12 protein-coding genes, 1 rRNA gene, 1 pseudogene and 1 riboswitch are annotated in these 19,396 nt (G+C 55.4%); of the genes and pseudogenes, 10 read left to right on the forward strand and 4 right to left on the reverse strand.

All coding sequences use genetic code 11. The features are described from left to right. Positions 1-9: 9 nt before the first annotated feature. From rrf to COO59_RS06670, 4 genes are all read left to right on the forward strand, one after another. Positions 10-125 (forward strand): 5S ribosomal RNA (rrf, locus tag COO59_RS06655). 302 nt (positions 126-427) lie between these two features. Next, positions 428-1,357, forward strand: coding sequence for a homoserine O-acetyltransferase MetA (gene metA, locus COO59_RS06660; RefSeq protein ID WP_103059038.1), 930 nt, complete (start codon positions 428-430; stop codon positions 1,355-1,357). A 161-nt stretch (positions 1,358-1,518) separates the two neighbouring features. Continuing rightward, entirely contained in the window at positions 1,519-5,202 is a 3,684-nt protein-coding gene (gene metH, locus COO59_RS06665) for a methionine synthase (RefSeq protein WP_103059039.1), read from the forward strand. A 272-nt stretch (positions 5,203-5,474) separates the two neighbouring features. Further along, positions 5,475-7,097 carry a Na/Pi cotransporter family protein gene (locus COO59_RS06670; protein ID WP_103059040.1) on the forward strand — a complete coding sequence of 541 codons (1,623 nt, stop codon included), beginning with the start codon at positions 5,475-5,477 and terminating at the stop codon, positions 7,095-7,097. A gap of 42 nt (positions 7,098-7,139) precedes the next feature. Here COO59_RS06670 and panS read toward each other — a convergent pair whose 3' ends face one another. The 3 genes and pseudogenes from panS to COO59_RS06685 all read right to left on the reverse strand — a co-directional run bounded on the left by panS (position 7,140) and on the right by COO59_RS06685 (position 11,636). Further along, complete coding sequence (gene panS / locus COO59_RS06675; protein ID WP_103059041.1) at positions 7,140-8,057, reverse strand: ketopantoate/pantoate/pantothenate transporter PanS; 918 nt, start codon at positions 8,055-8,057, stop codon at positions 7,140-7,142. A gap of 83 nt (positions 8,058-8,140) precedes the next feature. Then, complete coding sequence (gene lysC / locus COO59_RS06680) at positions 8,141-9,499, reverse strand: lysine-sensitive aspartokinase 3 (RefSeq protein WP_103059042.1); 1,359 nt, start codon at positions 9,497-9,499, stop codon at positions 8,141-8,143. Between the two features lie 86 nt (positions 9,500-9,585). Next, positions 9,586-9,779, reverse strand: a riboswitch (Lysine riboswitch). A 51-nt stretch (positions 9,780-9,830) separates the two neighbouring features. Continuing rightward, positions 9,831-11,636: pseudogene (locus tag COO59_RS06685) on the reverse strand (cation:proton antiporter). 228 nt (positions 11,637-11,864) lie between these two features. Between COO59_RS06685 and pgi the strand changes: the two are divergent. The 6 genes from pgi (at position 11,865) to psiE (ending at position 18,414) form a co-directional block, all read left to right on the forward strand. Continuing rightward, a complete protein-coding gene (gene pgi / locus COO59_RS06690; RefSeq protein WP_103059043.1) occupies positions 11,865-13,511 on the forward strand; it encodes a glucose-6-phosphate isomerase in 1,647 nt (548 codons plus the stop codon). Between the two features lie 557 nt (positions 13,512-14,068). After that, on the forward strand, positions 14,069-14,317 hold the full coding sequence (gene yjbE, locus COO59_RS06695; protein ID WP_103059044.1) for an exopolysaccharide production protein YjbE: 249 nt from the start codon (positions 14,069-14,071) through the stop codon (positions 14,315-14,317). Between the two features lie 74 nt (positions 14,318-14,391). Next, positions 14,392-15,039: a YjbF family lipoprotein gene (locus COO59_RS06700; protein ID WP_103059045.1), complete on the forward strand. Its 648-nt coding sequence runs from the start codon at positions 14,392-14,394 to the stop codon at positions 15,037-15,039. Then, entirely contained in the window at positions 15,036-15,776 is a 741-nt protein-coding gene (locus tag COO59_RS06705) for a capsule biosynthesis GfcC D2 domain-containing protein (RefSeq protein WP_103059046.1), read from the forward strand. Before COO59_RS06700 ends, COO59_RS06705 begins: the two co-directional genes overlap by 4 nt. After that, on the forward strand, positions 15,776-17,869 hold the full coding sequence (locus tag COO59_RS06710; RefSeq protein WP_103059047.1) for a YjbH domain-containing protein: 2,094 nt from the start codon (positions 15,776-15,778) through the stop codon (positions 17,867-17,869). Before COO59_RS06705 ends, COO59_RS06710 begins: the two co-directional genes overlap by 1 nt. A gap of 146 nt (positions 17,870-18,015) precedes the next feature. Beyond that, positions 18,016-18,414, forward strand: a complete 399-nt coding sequence (gene psiE, locus COO59_RS06715) for a phosphate-starvation-inducible protein PsiE (RefSeq protein ID WP_103059048.1) — start codon at positions 18,016-18,018, stop codon at positions 18,412-18,414. A gap of 90 nt (positions 18,415-18,504) precedes the next feature. Here the strand turns inward: psiE and malG are convergent, their stop codons facing one another. Next, on the reverse strand, positions 18,505-19,395 hold the full coding sequence (gene malG / locus COO59_RS06720; RefSeq protein ID WP_103059049.1) for a maltose ABC transporter permease MalG: 891 nt from the start codon (positions 19,393-19,395) through the stop codon (positions 18,505-18,507). Between the last annotated feature and the right edge of the window lies 1 nt (position 19,396).

Raw genomic sequence — 19,396 nt, forward strand, 5'->3', positions numbered from 1 at the left:
CAGAATTTGCCTGGCGGCGAGAGCGCGGTGGTCCCACCTGACCCCATGCCGAACTCAGAAGTGAAACGCCGCAGCGCCGATGGTAGTGTGGGGCTTCCCCATGCGAGAGTAGGGAACTGCCAGGCATTAAATAAACGACGGAGCCTCAGCGAAAGCTGGGGCTTTTTCGTGTCTGGCGGCCGGCGAAACGCCGGTTGCCGGGATTAACCTTACGCGTTGCCGCCCCTTTGCCGCCTCCTTAATCTGCTATTTCTCCTCTGCTTTATAACCTTTTTCTTCTATTTCCCCTTTGCTCATAGCTTTTTTACTTTTATGAATGAAAAATTTTCAATTTCTGGCTGAAGTCTCGACATTCTTGCGCCATCAGGCTATCTTCGGGCATCTGGATGTCTAAACGTATAAACGTATGTAGTGAGGAATAGAGGCTATGCCAATTCGGGTACCCGATGAATTACCAGCCGTAAACTGTTTACGCAAAGAGAACGTCTTTGTTATGACCCATTCTCGCGCCAGCGTTCAGGAAATCCGACCGCTTAAAGTGCTGGTATTAAATCTGATGCCAAAAAAGATCGAGACGGAAAACCAGTTTTTACGTCTGCTATCTAACTCCCCGCTGCAAATAGATATTCAGCTGTTACGCATTGATAGCCGTGAATCGCGCAACACGCCGATGGAGCATCTCAATAACTTTTACTGCAACTTTGAAGATATTGAGCATGAAAACTACGACGGCCTGATTGTTACCGGCGCGCCGCTGGGCCTGGTCGATTTTCATGATGTGGCTTACTGGCCGCAAATAGAGCGTGTATTGCACTGGGCGAAAGAGCACGTAACCTCAACTCTGTTTATCTGCTGGGCAGTGCAGGCGGCGCTTAATATTTTGTATGGCATCCCGAAACAGACCCGCGCCACCAAGCTGTCAGGCGTTTATGAACATCAAACTCTGCATCCGCACGCTTTATTAACGCGTGGTTTTGACGATACTTTCCTTGCACCGCATTCCCGTTATGCCGACTTTCCCGCTCAGCTGATCCGTGACTATACCGATCTGGAGATCTTTGCGGAATCGGAGCAGGCCGGGCCTTACCTGTTGGGAAGTAAAGATAAGCGACTGGCCTTTGTTACCGGCCACCCTGAATATGATGCGCTAACGCTGGCAGGAGAATTTCAGCGCGATAGCGAAGCGGGATTAAATCCGGCGATCCCTTACAACTATTTTCCGCAGAACAACCCGACCCTCACGCCGCGCGCCAGCTGGCGCAGTCATGGAAACCTGCTGTTTTCTAACTGGCTCAACTATTACGTTTATCAAATAACGCCTTACGATTTACGGCATATGAATCCAACCCTGGAATAACGGGCCGTACATGACGCCAGCGGGCTACAGCCGCCTGCGCGTCAATAAAGAAGCGCTCTCTGACAGGGAGCCCTTCTCAGCGGCAGCTTTGAGTCGTACAAACATTATGCCAAACTGTGCCACAGACGGTGCTAATAATAATCGAAATGGGTGAAGCAAGAGTGACTGACAGAATCGACGCGCTGCATCGGCAGCTGGCACAACGCATCATGGTGCTGGACGGCGGCATGGGCACTATGATCCAGAGCTATCGTCTGGAAGAGCAGGATTACCGGGGCGATCGTTTCGCAAACTGGGCCAGCGATCTGAAAGGCAACAATGATCTGCTGGTGCTGACGCAGCCGGAGATTATTCGCGCCATCCACAATGCCTACCTTGAAGCTGGCGCCGACATTCTGGAAACCAATACCTTTAACGCCACCACCATTGCGATGGCGGATTACCATATGGAATCGCTGTCGGCAGAGATCAACTATGAGGCGGCCAGGCTGGCTCGCGCCTGCGCCGATGAATGGAGCGCGAAAACGCCGGGACGTCCACGTTATGTCGCCGGAGTGTTGGGTCCCACTAACCGTACCTGTTCAATTTCTCCCGATGTTAACGATCCCGCTTTCCGTAATGTCACCTTTAATGAACTGGTAACGGCCTATCGCGAATCGACGCGCGCGCTGGTTGAAGGCGGCGTGGATATTATCATGATCGAAACCATTTTCGACACGTTGAACGCTAAAGCCGCCGTATTTGCCATTCAAAGTGAATTTGAAGCGTTGGGCGTTTCGCTGCCGCTGATGATCTCCGGCACCATTACTGATGCCTCAGGCCGTACCCTTTCGGGCCAGACAACCGAAGCGTTTTATAACTCGCTACGCCATGCCGAGCCGCTCTCTTTTGGCCTGAACTGCGCGCTGGGACCGGATGAACTGCGTCAGTACGTTGCTGAAATGTCGCGCCTTGCTGAATGCTACGTAACCGCACATCCCAACGCCGGTTTGCCTAACGCTTTCGGCGAATACGATCTGGATGCGCAAGTGATGGCTGAGCAGATTGCAGAGTGGGCGCAAGCGGGCTTTTTAAATATCGTCGGCGGCTGCTGTGGAACCACGCCGGCGCATATCGCCGCGATGGCACAGGCGATCGAAGGCGTCGCGCCGCGCAAGCTGCCGGAGACGCCGGTTGCCTGCCGCTTGTCCGGGCTTGAGCCACTGAATATTGGCGCGGATTCACTGTTTGTTAACGTTGGTGAACGTACCAACGTTACCGGCTCAGCAAAATTCAAGCGGCTAATTAAAGAAGATAAATACAGTGAAGCGCTGGAGGTAGCGCGTCAGCAGGTAGAGAGCGGTGCACAAATCATCGATATTAATATGGATGAGGGCATGCTCGACGCTGAAGCGGCGATGGTGCGCTTCCTTAATCTGATTGCCGGCGAGCCGGATATTGCGCGCGTGCCGATAATGATCGACTCCTCAAAATGGGAGGTGATTGAAAAAGGGCTGCAATGCATCCAGGGCAAAGGCATCGTTAACTCCATTTCGATGAAAGAGGGCGAGGAAGCCTTTATTCATCATGCGCGGCTGGTACGTCGTTATGGCGCGGCGGTGGTTGTGATGGCGTTTGATGAGGTCGGGCAGGCGGATACGCGGGCGCGTAAAACCGACATCTGTCGACGAGCCTACCGCATTCTGACGGAAGAGGTAGGCTTCCCACCGGAAGATATTATTTTCGATCCAAATATATTTGCCGTAGCGACCGGGATTGACGAGCACAATAACTACGCGATGGATTTTATCGGCGCCTGCGAAGATATCAAACGTGAATTACCGCACGCGCTGATCTCCGGCGGCGTCTCTAACGTTTCTTTCTCCTTTCGCGGCAACGATCCGGTACGTGAAGCAATTCATGCCGTATTCCTCTATTACGCTATCCGTAACGGCATGGATATGGGGATTGTTAACGCCGGTCAGCTGGCGATTTATGACGATCTATCCGCCGAACTGCGCGATGCGGTAGAGGATGTGATTTTAAACCGTCGCGACGATGGCACCGAGCGCCTGCTGGATCTGGCGGAAAAATATCGCGGCAGCAAGGCGGCGGACGACAGTACCAAACCGCAGGCGGAATGGCGCAGCTGGGACGTGGCGAAGCGGCTGGAATATTCGCTGGTTAAGGGCATCACTGAATTTATCGAAGAGGATACCGAAGAGGCGCGTCTGCAGGCGGATCGCCCGATTGAGGTGATCGAAGGGCCGTTGATGGCCGGTATGAACGTGGTTGGCGACCTGTTTGGCGAAGGGAAAATGTTCCTGCCGCAGGTGGTGAAGTCGGCACGCGTCATGAAGCAGGCGGTGGCTTGGCTGGAACCTTACATTCAGGCCACTAAAGCGGTGGGCAGCACCAACGGCAAAATCGTGCTGGCCACGGTAAAAGGCGATGTTCATGACATCGGCAAAAATATCGTTGGCGTGGTACTGCAGTGCAACAACTATGAAATTATCGATCTTGGCGTCATGGTGCCGACGGAAAAAATCCTTAAAACCGCGCGTGAAGAGCGGGCGGATATTATTGGCCTGTCAGGTTTGATTACGCCTTCGCTGGATGAAATGGTCAACGTGGCGAAGGAGATGGAGCGTCAGGGCTTTACCATGCCGTTGCTGATCGGCGGGGCTACCACCTCCAAAGCGCATACCGCCGTAAAAATTGAGCAGAACTACAGCGGCCCCACGGTTTACGTGCAGAACGCCTCGCGTACCGTTGGCGTGGTCTCCGCGCTGCTGTCGGCTGAGCAACACGATGGCTTTGTGGCCCGTACGCGTAAAGAGTATGAAACGGTACGCATTCAGCACGGGCGCAAAAAGCCGCGCACGCCGCCGGTTACGCTGCAGGCCGCGCGCGAAAATGATTTTGCTTTTGACTGGGAGCAGTACACGCCGCCAGCCGCGCACCGGCTGGGCGTTAGCGAAGTGAAGGCATCGATTGAGACCCTGCGTCACTACATTGACTGGACGCCGTTCTTTATGACCTGGTCGCTGGCGGGCAAATATCCGCGCATCCTTGAGGACGAGGTGGTGGGTGAAGAGGCGCAGCGTCTGTTTGCCGATGCGAATGCCATGCTCGATCGGCTGAGCGCCGATGGCAGCCTGACGCCGCGCGGCGTGGTCGGCATCTTCCCGGCGAACCGCGTCGATGACGATATTGAAATCTACCGGGACGAATCGCGTACGCAGGTGATTGCCGTCAGCCATCATTTACGTCAGCAAACGGAAAAGGTGGGCTTTGCGAACTACTGTCTGGCGGACTTTATTGCGCCGAAGGCGAGCGGGAAAGCGGATTACCTGGGCGCGTTTGCCGTTACCGGCGGGCTGGAAGAGGATACGCTGGCCGAAGCCTGGGATCGTCAGCACGACGATTACAATAAAATTATGGTCAAGGCGCTGGCCGATCGTCTGGCCGAAGCCTTTGCTGAATACCTGCATGAACGGGTGCGCAAAGTCATCTGGGGCTATGCCGCAAACGAGAACCTCAGCAGTGAGGAGCTGATCCGTGAACGCTATCAGGGGATTCGGCCCGCGCCGGGTTATCCGGCCTGCCCGGAGCATACCGAAAAAGCCACGATCTGGCAGCTGCTGGACGTGGAACGCCATACCGGCATGAAGCTGACCGAATCCTTTGCCATGTGGCCCGGCGCGTCCGTTTCCGGCTGGTACTTTAGTCATCCTGACAGCCGTTACTTTGCCGTGGCGCAGCTGCAGCGCGATCAGATTGAAGATTATGCTGCACGTAAAGGCATGACGGTAAGCGAGACAGAACGCTGGCTGGCCTCTCATCTCGGCTACGACGCCGATTAATAAAATCATCGCCAGCCCGTCTCCGGGCTGGCATGCTTCTGCGGCGTCAGCAAACCAGGGCGCCAATCCTTGCGCAACGGCCATCAACTTTCCATCCCGCCAGGATCTTAGTCTACATTTAATAGATTGTTCCCCGCGTTAACCTGCCTGAAAAATAAGCTAAAAACAGGACTCTGCGGAGCGTGTAAGGAGAATATATTCTTCATTTGCTGCATTTCCCTCCGGGCAAGCTGTAAATGCTGTTGTCGTCCGGCATAAAGGAGTAAATAGCCGTGTTAACCCTGCTTAATTTACTTTCTGCGGTGGCGCTGCTGGTATGGGGAACCCATATTGTGCGCACCGGCATAATGCGCGTTTACGGCGCCGATCTACGGCGCGTGCTCAGCCGCAGCGTAGAAAAGAAACCGATGGCATTTATGGCCGGTATCGGCGTGACGGCGCTGGTACAGAGCAGTAATGCCACCACGCTGCTGGTCACCTCATTTGTGGCACAAAACCTGGTCGGCCTGACGCCAGCGCTGGTGATTATTCTTGGTGCCGATGTCGGTACGGCGATCATGGCGCGCGTGCTGACCTTCGATCTTTCCTGGCTGTCGCCGCTGTTTATCTTTTTTGGCGTGGTCTTCTTTCTTGGCCGTAAGCAGACGCGCGCAGGACAGCTGGGGCGCGCCAGTATCGGTCTCGGCTTAATTTTGCTGGCGCTGCAGCTGGTGGTTGAAGCGGCCCGGCCGATCACGCAGGCTTCAGGCGTTCAGGTGATTTTCTCCTCGCTTACGGGCGATATTATGCTGGATGCGCTGATCGGCGCGGTTTTCGCCATTATCAGCTATTCCAGCCTGGCGGCGGTGCTGCTGACGGCAACATTGACGGCGACCAGCGTCATCTCGTTTCAGGTCGCTCTCTGCCTGGTCATCGGCGCCAACCTCGGCAGCGGGCTGCTGGCGATGCTGAACAACAGCGGTTCCAACGCAGCCGGCAAGCGGGTGGCGCTCGGCAGCCTGTTATTTAAGGTAATTGGTTGCTTGCTGGTGTTGCCTTTTATCCATCTGCTGTCGGCGTGGCTGGGTAAATTGTCGATGCCTGATAAAGAGCTGGTCATCTTCTTCCACGTTTTCTACAACCTGATCCGCTGCCTGATCATGGTGCCTTTTGCCGATCCTATGGCGCGGTTGTGTAAACGGCTGATCCGTGACGATCAGGAAAACGATACGCGTCTGAAGCCAAAACATCTCGATCGCAGCGCGTTGGATACGCCGACGCTGGCGCTGGCTAACGCAGCGCGTGAAACCCTGCGTATAGGCGACGTGCTGGAAATCATGATGGAGAATTTCAGTAAGGTTATGCACGGCGAGCCGCGTCAGGAGCGTGAGGTTCGGCGGCTCGATGATGACGTGGATGTGCTGTATACCGCAATCAAACTTTATCTGGCGCGTATGCCGAAAGAGGATCTGCCTGAGGAAGATTCACGCCGCTGGGCCGAAATTATCGAAACGGCGCTTAATCTGGAGCAGGCGGGCGATATTATCGAGCGCATGAGCGGCGACGTGGCCGATAAGTCACTGGCCGCGCGCCGCGCTTTCTCGCCGGAAGGGCTAAAATCGCTGGAACAGCTGCATGAACAGCTGCTGAATAATCTGCGGCTGGCGCTGTCGGTATTTTTATCGCGTGATATTGCCAGCGCGAAGCGTCTGCATCGGGCCAAACACCGTTTTCGCATTATGAACCGTCGTTTTTCGTACGAACACGTAGAGCGCCTGTACCAAAAAAACGTGCAGAGCATTGAAACCAGCTCGCTGCATTTGGGTCTGCTGGGCGATATGAAACGGCTTAACTCGCTATTTTGCGCGGTGGCCTACAGCGTGCTGGAACAGCCGAACGATGAGCGGGAGAAGTAGTGAACGTTTGCCAGCCCGGACGGCTGGCAAACGCCTGAAGGCTTATTTTTTATTAACCGGTTTGCCGGACCAGTAACCCGCCAGCAGCGAACCGGAGAGGTTATGCCAGACAGAAAACAGCGCGCCGGGCAGGGCCGCCAGCGGCGAGAAATAGAGCTTGCCCAGCGTGGCCGCCAGCCCGGAGTTTTGCATGCCGACTTCCAGCGCCAGCGTGCGGCAGGTTGACTCATCAAAGCCAAACAGCTTGCCGCCCCAGTAGCCGCCCAGCAGCCCGATGGCATTGTGCAGAATAACCGCCGCAATCACTACCAGACCGACCGAACCGATAAAGCCCTGGCTACCGGCTACCACCGCGCTGATGATCAGCAGAATACAAATCATGGAAAAAGCGGGCAGCCACGGCTCGATGCGCTTCACCACGCGATTCATGCTGTGATGAACAATCAGGCCGAGGCCGATAGGGATCACCACGATTTTGATAATGCTCAGCAACATGCCGACCACATCCACCTCAACGTGAGTATCCACATAGAGACGCGTCAGCAGCGGCGTGGCAAATACGCCTACCAGCGCTGAAACGGAAGAGATAGTCACCGACAGCGCTACGTCTCCTTTCGCCAGATAGATCATCACGTTGGAGGCCGTACCGCTGGCGACGCTGCCCACCAGGATCATGCCAGCGGCCAGCTCGGGCGGCATCTGAAACAGTCTGGCCAACAGCCAGGCGGCCAGCGGCATGACCAGATAGTGCAAAAATGTACCGGCGATAACCGGAGCCGGGCGCACCAGCACGCGTTTAAAATCATCAATATGTAAGGTAACGCCCATACCGAACATAATCAGCATCAGCAGATAAGAAACCCAGGGGCCGATACCGATAAAGGTGCCGGGTGAAAAGTACGCGGCCACCGAGAGCAAAACGGCCCACAGCGGAAACAGCCGGGTGATTTTGGCGAGCATAGCCAGACTTCCTTATAAAAATGCCAGGGGATTGCCGCCAGACCAGGTTCGTCTTAAGCCCGCGCCGCCGCCAGCGTTAAACATTAGCATTTAAACAGATTGTGATGCAGCGTGCGCACCACCTGTTCCGCATCGTTGCCCGGTACCAGGAAACAGAGGTTGTAGCTGCTGGCGCCGTAGCAGATCATGCGCAGGTTAAAAGGCTCAAGCACGCCGAAGACCTCTTTGCCCACGCCGCACGCCTGCGACAGCTTATTGCCAATCAGTGCCACCAGCGCCAGATTCTCTTCCACCTCAACCCGACACAGCGAGGAAAGCTCGGTCAGCAGCGCCTGGGTTAACAGGCTATCGCCGGTGGACGTAGAGCCGGTGGTATCCAGCGTCAGCGCCACGCTCACCTCGGAGGTGGTAATCAAATCGACAGAAATATGATGGCGCGCCAGAATAGCAAACACCTCCGCCAGAAAACCGCGTGCGTGCAGCATATTCAGACTGTGCAGGGTCAGCAGCGTCTGCTTACGGCGCAGCGCCAGCGCGCGGAATAACGGCGGGTTTTCCGTCTCATTGCAGACCAGCGTGCCGCCGGCGGCAGGATCTTTGCTGGAGCCGACAAATACCGGAATATCGTTGCGCACCGCGGGCAGCAGCGTCGCCGGATGCAGCACTTTCGCGCCGAAGGTCGCCATCTCGGCCGCTTCTTCAAAGGTGATTTTATCGATACGCTGCGCCGCCGGAACGATGCGCGGATCGGTGGTATAGATGCCGGGAACGTCGGTCCAAATATCAATACGCTGCGCCTGCAGCGCCTCGCTCAGCAGCGCGGCGGTGTAATCGCTGCCACCCCGGCCCAGCGTAGTGGTACGGCCTTTCGCTTCGCTACCGATAAAGCCCTGAGTAATTACCAGCGCCGTTTCCAGCCTTGGACGTAGCTGCTGACGGCTTAACTCAGCCAGCGTGCTCACGTCCGGCTCGGCACGGCCGAAACGATCGTTGGTGCGCATGATTTTGCGCACGTCAAACCATTCGGCGGCCACGTTACGCTCGCGCAGGATTTCTACAAACAGCAGAGAGGAGATCAGCTCGCCGTGGCTCACCAGCTCATCGGTCAGCGCCGCTGAAGAGGCCAGCGCCGCCGCTTCGGCCAGCATGGCGATATTTTCCAGCATGCGGTCGATTTCCTCGCGGATCACTTCCGGCTGCTGCAGCCGATCGACAATGGCGTATTGAATACGACGGATCTCATCCAGCAGAGCATAGCGCTGCGACGGTTCCTGGCCTTCTGCCAGCGCCACCAGCAGGTTGGTGATCCCGGCGGAAGCGGAAAGCACCACCAGTCGTACATTGGCATTACCCAGCACCACATCGGCGCTGCGGTTCATCGCGGTAAAATCGGCTACGCTGGTGCCGCCAAATTTTGCGACGATTAATTCAGATTGCAACATAAATACCCCGTGTCAGGTTCAATTCCATCAGCCTTGGCACAAGGGAAGAGCAGAAACGGGGCAGACGTAGAAAGGAACAACTACGAGCACCCAGAAGCGCCCCACCTTGCGGCGCGTCCGACTGTCGCACGCGCCTGGTGACAACCCAGAGGATTCAGCCTCTGCAGCCGACAATCTCTCCGCCGTGGAGAGATTGCCTCGGCGTCGCTCCCCCTGATGTGTCTTCACCGGATACGGCTCCTCTGACACACTACCTGGGCGACGCGCCTCTTCTGGCTTACGCATCGCTGCGCAAGTAACCGTTTACAAATATCGGGTTCTGCCGCCGCTGTCAATGACCGGCATTTGAAGAATTCTCAACTTTGACCAGCGCAATCAGCGTACAGGGCACCTCCGGCGGCGTGGCGTTGCCCATGATCTCCAGCTGTCCGCTCTCTTTTAGCGCAAACAGCGGGATGACTCCCGAATGGGTTGCCAGATAGTCCAGCCAGCCGAAATTTTCCGTTAGCTGCGTTGCTTTGATGGTTGCGCCTTTAGCCAGCAGCACGCTGAGATGGCCATAGGTTTGCTCAGCGCCGAACAGCGTCTCATGGCGGCGGAAGCGCGGGCTTTCGGTATCACGACGGCCTGCCAGCGACGAGCCGGAGCGGACAGAAGCCACCTTCGCCGCGCCGAAAATATGGCTGAAATGATAAACCGCCAGCGCGTTTTGATGTCGGTTCGGTGACAACGCCAGTACCTGAGCGATCTCGCTGAGATCGAGATAGTTCTCCGCATATTCAGACCAGGCATTGCCATACCAGGCGGGAATGCCTTCCATTCTGGCCTGACGATAATACTCCCAGCTGCTGTCGGTGAGCATCACCGGAATATCCAGCCGCTGTAGCGCCAACGCTAACGCACGCGCCACGGCGTTCGCGCCGATAATCAGCACGCCGCGCGGGCGCTGCTGCTGAACGCGCAGCCAGCGAGCAAGCGGGGCGCTGGTCAGGCTCTGCAAAACCACGGTGCCGATAATCACCGCGAATACCACCGTAACCAGCCGGTCAGCCTGCGCGTAGCCGCTGCGCGCCAGCGTCAGGGCGAACAGCGAACTGACCGCCGCCGCGACAATGCCGCGCGGCGCAATCCAGCTCAGCAGCAGGCGGTCGCGCCAGTGCAGCGACGATCTCTAGGTGGAGAGAGCGATACAGAGCGGCCGGGCGATAAACTGCACCACCAGCAGCAGCGCCACCAGCGGCCAGCCCAGCGTCAGCAGCGCGCCAATATCCAGCCGTGCGGCGAGGATAATAAACAGGCCGGAAATCAGCAGCGCCGACAGCTCCTCTTTAAAGGCGATAATGTCGCGCAAATCCACATCGCGCATATTGGCCAGCCAGATGCCCATAACGGTCACGGTCAGCAGACCCGACTCATCGGCCAGCGCGTTGGAAATGCCGAAGGTGGTTAACACCATCGCCAGTACGCCGAAGTTTTGCAAATAACCGGGCAGCCAGACGCGCCTCAGGGCGATACCCAATAGCCAGCCGGCCAGCGCGCCGATGCTCAGACCTACCGCCACCGTAACGCCCAGCGTCCAGAACAGATGCAATAACGATTCAGCCTGCTGACGCAGCACAATGAATTCGAATACCAGTAGGGTAAAAATAGCGCCCACCGGATCGATAACGATGCCTTCCCAGCGCAGCACCTGATTAATCGCCGCGTTGGGGCGCACCACGCGCATCAGCGGCGCAATCACCGTTGGCCCCGTTACGACCGTGACCGCGCCGACCAGCGCCGCCAGCTCAGGCGGAAAGTGCAGCAGCAGCCAGCAGGCGAGGCTGATAATGACAAACGTAATCGGCATTCCGATAACGATCAGGTTACGCACTACGCCGCCGAGGCCGCGAATTTCATCAACGCGCAGCGTAAGCGCGCCTTCGAAAAGGATGATCGCTACCGATAGCGAAACCAGGGGAAACAGCAGGTCGCCAAACAGCGCATCAGGCATCAAAACATGGGTTATCGGACCCAGTACGATTCCGAAAACCAACAGCGGTAAAATCGCCGGCAGCCGCAGTAACCAGGCGAGCCACTGGGCCATCAGCGAACTGAAGCCAATAATCACCAGTAATAATGGTGCGGAGAGCGGCATAAAAATTTTTCCTTTCAACGGTAAGAATCGTCATACTGAAATACCTTGCGGCTATCTTTGCCGTAGCCTGAATTATAATGAGTCCCGGGCAAAGGGTGAGAAAAAGCCAGCGAGCGCTCACCGCTACAATAGTCGTAACCTGTTGCAGGAAAAGGAAAGTAAGTCACGGTCAGCAGGTAAGATGACGTCCGGTCAGAATTACGGTTGTTAAAACATAAGAGTGTTGCCATGAAAAATATCAATCCGAAGCAAACCGCTGCCTGGCAGGCCCTGCAGCAGCATTACGAACAGATGAAAGACGTACGCATTGCCGAGCTGTTTGCCCAGGACAGCGATCGTTTTGCGAAATTCTCCGCCTCCTTTGACGACCAGATGCTGGTGGATTTCTCAAAAAACCGTATCACAACGGAAACCCTGGAAAAATTACAGGCGCTGGCAAAAGAGACCGAGCTGGCGGGGGCGATTAAATCGATGTTCTCCGGCGAGAAGATCAACCGGACTGAAGATCGCGCGGTGCTGCACGTTGCGCTGCGTAACCGCAGCAATACGCCGATTCTGGTAGATGGCAAAGATGTCATGCCGGAAGTGAACGCGGTGCTGGAGAAAATGAAAGCCTTCTCTGAACGCATTATCAGCGGCGAGTGGAAAGGCTATACCGGTAAGCCGATTACCGATGTGGTTAACATTGGCATCGGCGGCTCCGATCTTGGCCCGTACATGGTGACCGAGGCGCTGCGTCCTTACAAAAACCAGCTGAATATGCACTTTGTTTCTAACGTGGACGGCACCCATATCGCCGAAACGCTGAAAAAAGTGAGCCCGGAAACCACGCTGTTCCTCGTGGCGTCAAAAACCTTTACCACGCAGGAAACCATGACTAACGCCCACAGCGCGCGTGACTGGTTTCTGAAAGCGGCGGGCGACGAGCAGCAGGTCGCGAAGCACTTTGCCGCGCTCTCCACCAACGCCAAAGAAGTGACGAAGTTCGGTATTGATACCGCTAATATGTTTGAGTTCTGGGACTGGGTCGGTGGGCGTTATTCCCTGTGGTCAGCGATTGGCCTCTCCATCATCCTTTCCGTGGGCTTCGATAATTTTGTGCAGCTGCTGAGCGGCGCGCATGCGATGGATAAGCACTTCGCGGAAACTCCGGCGGAGCAGAACCTGCCGGTACTGCTGGCGCTGATCGGCATCTGGTACAACAACTTCTTCGGTGCTGAAACCGAAGCTATCCTGCCGTACGATCAGTATATGCATCGCTTTGCGGCCTACTTCCAGCAGGGCAATATGGAGTCCAACGGTAAGTATGTCGATCGTGACGGCAATCCGGTCTCTTACCAAACGGGTCCCATTATCTGGGGCGAGCCGGGCACCAACGGTCAGCACGCGTTCTACCAGCTGATCCATCAGGGTACTAAGCTGGTTCCGTGCGACTTTATCGCGCCGGCCATCACCCATAATCCGCTGGGCGATCATCACGCTAAACTGCTTTCCAACTTCTTTGCTCAGACCGAAGCGCTGGCCTTTGGTAAATCACGCGAAGCGGTGGAAAAAGAGTTTGCCGATGCGGGTAAAGATGCGAAATCCGTTGAGCATGTCGCGCCGTTTAAAGTGTTTGAGGGCAACCGTCCGACAAACTCTATTCTGCTGCGTGAGATTACGCCGTACAGCCTGGGCGCGCTGATTGCGCTGTATGAGCATAAAATCTTCACCCAGGGCGCGATCCTCAATATCTTCACTTTCGACCAGTGGGGCGTTGAGTTGGGCAAACAGCTGGCTAACCGTATTCTGCCTGAACTGGAAAACGCTGAGAAAGTGATCAGCCATGACAGCTCTACCAATGGCCTGATCAACCTCTATAAAGCCTGGCGTTAATCGCGAAATTTTATCGACAAGGCGCCCTGAACGGCGCCTTTTTTACGGGTTAGCGCGATCTGAAGCGTGAAAAACCGTTTTTTTGCGATCGCCACGTCATTTTCTGGAAGTGAAAGCGGCCAGATGCGTTATTTTGCTCTAAGTATTTTCTTAAAATTCCAGTTAGCGCCGAAAATTAACGCAGGATTAGTCCTAAACGCCTCTGGTTAGAAATGGCGCTAAAAACGAAGTTTTACTTAATTATCTAATTGAAATTTAAGTATAAATTTAAACGATAGCGTATAGGGATAAATAATATTGTGCTATATTTACCCAAAATAGCGCTTTAATCGTATTATTCTGTTACTTAGATAATTTTTGGTTATTAATAGTGTTAATTATTTTATATATAAAATAAAAACCAATAAAATATGTTTGTATAGATTTTAACGCCAGGCTTTATAACTCCTCTCACCGCGCCGCTACGCCCTAATTTCTGGTAATTTGTTGCCCTATACTGGAGCCGCCTGAAACCATTCGGGCGGGTAATCCATTCATTTCATGAAGGGAAATTCAGTATGAAAAAAATAGTCTGTGCCACAGCGGCTGCGCTGTATCTGGCATCCGGTTCGGTCGCCTTTGCCGCTCCGGTTGAAGCCGGTGCGGCAGCGGGCGCTGAAGCGGGAACCATTTCCGCAGGCAGCACCACCGCAGTGGGTATCGGTGCCGTTGGCGCGCTGTTAGGCGTTGGCCTGGCGACATCCGGCGGTGGGGATGGAACCAATACCGGCACCACCACCACAACGACCACCAGCACTACCCGCTAACGCGGTTTTTAATCATAACCACACGTCCGTGTGGTTATTTTCTGACTTTGCCGAACTCACACAGGGATATACAGGTGCGCCATATTCCATTGCTGTTTCTTTGTCTGTTGTTACAAGCGTGTACACAAACGCAACAGGGGCTGGTTGATACCGCGAAGCTGGCGGTGATGGGCCCGGACGATGTCACCGTATCGGATAAAAAAATAGAATCATTGCCTTACGCCAGCATGTATTTACGCATCAACGGCGGCCAGCGCATTTTCCTGGTGCTGGGCTATCTCGAACAGGGCCAGCAGAAATGGGTAACGCAGGATCGGGCGATGCTGGTCACGCAGCAAGGCCGTCTGGTGAAAACGCTGGGCCTGAGCGACAACCTGCTGGCAGTGGATAATTTGCCGCAGGATCCCTTAGCGCATCCACTGCAAATCCGTGAGGGCGAAAGCTGGACGCGTATCATGAGCTGGACAGAAAACGGCCAGCTGCGGGCGGGCAGCGCAGTTTCACGTTTCAGCCGTGGCCAGGATGAGGTGCTGATGCTGGCGGGCCATCAGATCGCCTGCCGCGTCTGGCATGAAGAGGTAACCATCGCCGCGAACGGCGCGGAGTGGCAAAACACCTTCTGGATTGATGCCAGCAGCGGCGAGATACGTCAGAGCGCACAGCAGGTGGGAGCGGATACGCTGCCGGTCGAGATAACCATTCTGAAGCCAGCCACATCATGAAAAACATTTTTGCCTTAGCCGGCCTGATTGCCGGCCTGTCATTTAACGCGCTGGCGGATAGCCAGGTCACGATTTATTACCCCGACGCCTCGCAAACCGCCGTTGTCAGCCATGCGCAAACGCTCTCTCAGCTGCTCGCCAGCCCGGCGCTGAAAGATCGAAGCTGGTGGCCCGGTACGGTGATTGCGGAGCAGCTGGCAACCGCGGCAGCGGCGCAGCATTACCAGCAGACGCTGGCGCGGCTGCAAAGCTGGGCGGCGAGCGAAGAGGGCGAGCGGGCTGCGGCGATCAACGCCGTATTGCAGCAGCTAAAAACGGTGCGGGTCACCGGACGACAGTTTACCTCGCTCGATCCTGACTGGGTACGGTTACGCCCGGAGGCCAACCGACGTCTGGAAGGGGAGTACAGCGTGTATATCCTGCAGCGGCCTACCAGCGTAACGCTGGCGGGCGCGATCGACGGCAGCGGCAAAGTGAACTGGCAGCCGGGCCGCGATACGCGGGATTACCTCGCCGGGCATACGCGCCTGAGCGGCGCGGAGCACAATGTGGCAACGGTCATTGCGCCTGACGGTTCCACGCAGGAAGTGCCGGTGGCTTACTGGAATCATCGTCATGTTGAAGTGGCGCCGGGCAGCACTATTTATCTCGGTTTCTCTTCCTGGGCGCTGCCGGATGAATATCACGATCTTAACCAGCAAATTATTTCTGTTTTAACGCACCGGATCCCTGACTGATGAAAACAAACATGCTTCTCAGCCTGCTCGCTGTTTGCGTAGCGGCTGCCTGCCAGACGCAGGCGGCGACATGGGGCGAACCTGGTGGCCCTTCACAGTCAGATTTCGGCGGCGTTGGCCTGATGCAGGTGCCAACGGCGCGAATGGCTAAAGAGGGGGAGTTCAGCCTTAACTATCGCAATAACGACCAGTATCGCTTTTACTCCGCGTCGCTGATGCTGTTTCCCTGGCTGGAAACGACCGTACGCTATACCGATGTCCGCACGCGGCTTTACAGTCGGGTAGAAGGCTTTAGCGGCGATCAAAGTTATAAAGATAAAGCCTTCGATATTAAATTGCGGCTATGGCAGGAAGGCTTCTGGCTGCCTGAAGTGGCGGCGGGCACGCGCGATTTAGGCGGCACCGGGCTGTTCGACAGCGAATATCTGGTGGCGACTAAGGCCTGGGGGCCGCTCGATTTTACCCTGGGCATTGGCTGGGGCTATCTCGGCAACAGCGGCAATATTAAAAACCCGTTCTGCAGCTATGACGATAAATACTGCCAGCGCCGTAGCGGCTTTGGCTCGGCAGGATCGGTTAACGGCGACGAGCTGTTTAAAGGGCCGGCATCGATCTTTGGCGGCATTGAATATCAGACGCCGTGGCAGCCGCTGCGCCTGAAGCTGGAATATGAGGGCAATGACTATCAGGGCGACTTCGCCGGTCGGCTGGAGCAGCGCAGCAAGGTAAACGTCGGCGCCATCTATCGCCTGACCGACTGGGCCGATATTAACGCCAGCTACGAACGCGGCAATACCTTTACCTTTGGCTTTACTCTGCACAGCAATTTCAACACGTTAAGCACGCATCATCTCGACAGCAGCAGGCCTGGCTACCAACCTCAGCCGCAGCCGGAAACGTTGCAGCATACGACAGTGGCGAACCAGCTAACGCAGCTGAAATATAACGCCGGTCTGGATGCGCCAAATCTGCAGGTAAAAGGCCATACCCTCTATGTTACGGGCGAGCAGTATAAATATCGGGATACGCAGGAGGGCGTCGATCGCGCCAACGCTATTCTGATGAATGATCTGCCGGAGAATATCGATACGCTGCGCGTTACCCAAACGCGCTACAACCTGCCGCAGGTCACTACCGAAACCAGGGTAAGCAGCCTGCGTCAGCAGCTGGAAGGCTATCCGCTGGGGCACGAGCAGCCGCTGGCGCAACGCCGCATTAATCCGATCGATGCTGGTAAAACCGAGCAGGGTTACTATATCGAGAAGGAGCGTTTCAGTTACGGCCTCTCCCCGGTACTGAATCAGTCGGTTGGCGGCCCGGAAAGCTTTTATATGTATCAGGCCGGCATCAATGCCAGCGCTGATTACTGGCTGACTCAGCATCTGCTGGTCGGCGGCGGCATCTTTGCCAACCTCGCTAATAACTACGACAAATTCAACTATGACGGCCGGCCGATCGATTCCTCGCTGCCGCGCGTGCGTACCCATATTCGCGACTATGTAGAAAATAACGTTTACGTTAATAACCTGCAGGCGAACTGGTTCCAGTACTTTGGCAACGGTTTTTATGGCCAGATGTACGGCGGCTATCTGGAAACCATGTATGGCGGCGTGGGCGCAGAGGTGCTGTATCGTCCGCTTGATTCCACCTGGGCCGTTGGCGTAGATGCGAACTACGTTAAACAGCGCGACTGGGACAACATGATGAACTTCACCCATTACAAAGCGGCGACCGGTCATCTGACCGCCTACTGGCAGCCGTGGTTTATGAATAATGTGCTGGTGAAAATGAGCGTGGGCGAATACCTGGCGAAGGATAAAGGCGGCACGATTGACGTCGCAAAACGCTTCGACAGCGGCGTTACGGTTGGCGCTTACGCCACCTTAACCAACGTCTCCGGCGACGAATATGGCGAGGGCGACTTCACCAAAGGATTCTATATTTCCGTGCCGATGGATCTGTTTACCGTCACCCATAACCGTGGCCGCGCTCAGGTTAACTGGACGCCGCTGACGCGCGATGGCGGACAGATGCTGGGCCGTAAATATCAGCTGTACGATATGACCAGCGACCGCGATCTTCACTTCCGCTGATTAGCGCAGCCGTTCAGCTTGTGTGAAAACGCCCTGGCTTCGGTCAGGGCGTTTTTTTATCCGCGTTATAATGTGATATTGATCACATTCTGTCATGATGTCAGTTCGGCAGATGCCGGTTACCACGCACGCAAAAAGGACAAACAATGAACAGTGAAAAAATAATAGCGACTATCATGCAATGGATATTAAACGTGGGCCTGCTGTTTCTGGGCATCATTTTGATTGTTTTTTTGGGCAAAGAGACCATTCATCTCGCCAATGTATTGCTGAATACCGGCGAAGCCGCCTCGGCTTATTTGTTGGTGGAAGGCATTGTCATCTGGTTTCTCTATTTCGAATTTATTGCCCTGATCGTGAAATATTTCCAGTCGGGCTACCACTTCCCGCTGCGCTATTTTATCTATATCGGCATCACGGCCATTATCCGGCTGATTGTGGTCGACCATAAAAATCCTTTCGACACGCTTTGCTATTCCGCCGCGATTTTGATTCTGGTTATTACGCTGTGGCTGGCCAACAGCAACCGTTTGAAGCGCGAATAAAAAAAGGCGGCCAATGGGCCGCCTGAATATACACAGGACACAACTTAGCAGTGGCAATAACAACAAAGGCAACAACGGCAATAAAAATCGTTAACCCTTCACGCCGCCAGCGGTCAGGCCGCTAACCAGCCAGCGCTGCGCCAGCAGGAACACCAGCGTAATCGGCAGCGCAGACAGCACCGCCGCCGCGGCAAAATCTCCCCACAGATAGTTCTGCGGATTCAGATACTGCTGCATACCGACCGCCAGTGTATAGCTGTTTACATCACGCAACAGCAGCGAGGCGACGGGAACTTCCGTCACGGCAGCGATAAAAGACAAAATAAACACCACGGCGAGGATTGGCACGGAAAGCGGCAGTAAAATTAAGCGGAAAGCCTGCCATGGCGTCGCGCCATCAAGCGCCGCTGCTTCTTCCAGCGAACCGTCAATGGTTTCAAAATAGCCTTTAATCGTCCAGACGTGTAAAGCGATACCACCGAGGTAGGCAAAAATCAGCCCGGCATGGGTATTCAGGCCGATAAAGGGAAGATACTGTCCTAAACGGTCGAACAGAGCATAAAGCGCTACCAGCGAAAGTACAGCGGGAAACATCTGAAATATAAGCATTCCTTTCAGCAGCGTCGCCTTACCGCGAAATCGCATGCGGGCGAAAGCATAGGCGCAGGTGGTGGAAAGCGCAACAATCCCAACGGCAGTAATCGCGGCGACTTTTACTGAGTTCCATAGCCACAACAGCACCGGGAACGGTGGCGGCGTAACGCTGCCGTTTTCGTGCGTTACCGCGAAACCGAGCGCCAGCTTCCAGTGATCCCAGGAGAGATGCTCCGGCAGCAGGCTGCCGATCGCATAGTTGCCGGGGCGCAGTGAAATTGCCAGCACCATCATCAGGGGATACATAATCAGCACAATAAAGCCGAGCAGCAGCAGATGCGTCAGCGCCAGCCGCAGCTTCTGTGATTGGGGTTTAACCATCGCCATG

The organism is Mixta theicola (assembly GCF_002895925.1).
Classification (GTDB): Bacteria; Pseudomonadota; Gammaproteobacteria; order Enterobacterales; family Enterobacteriaceae; genus Mixta; species Mixta theicola.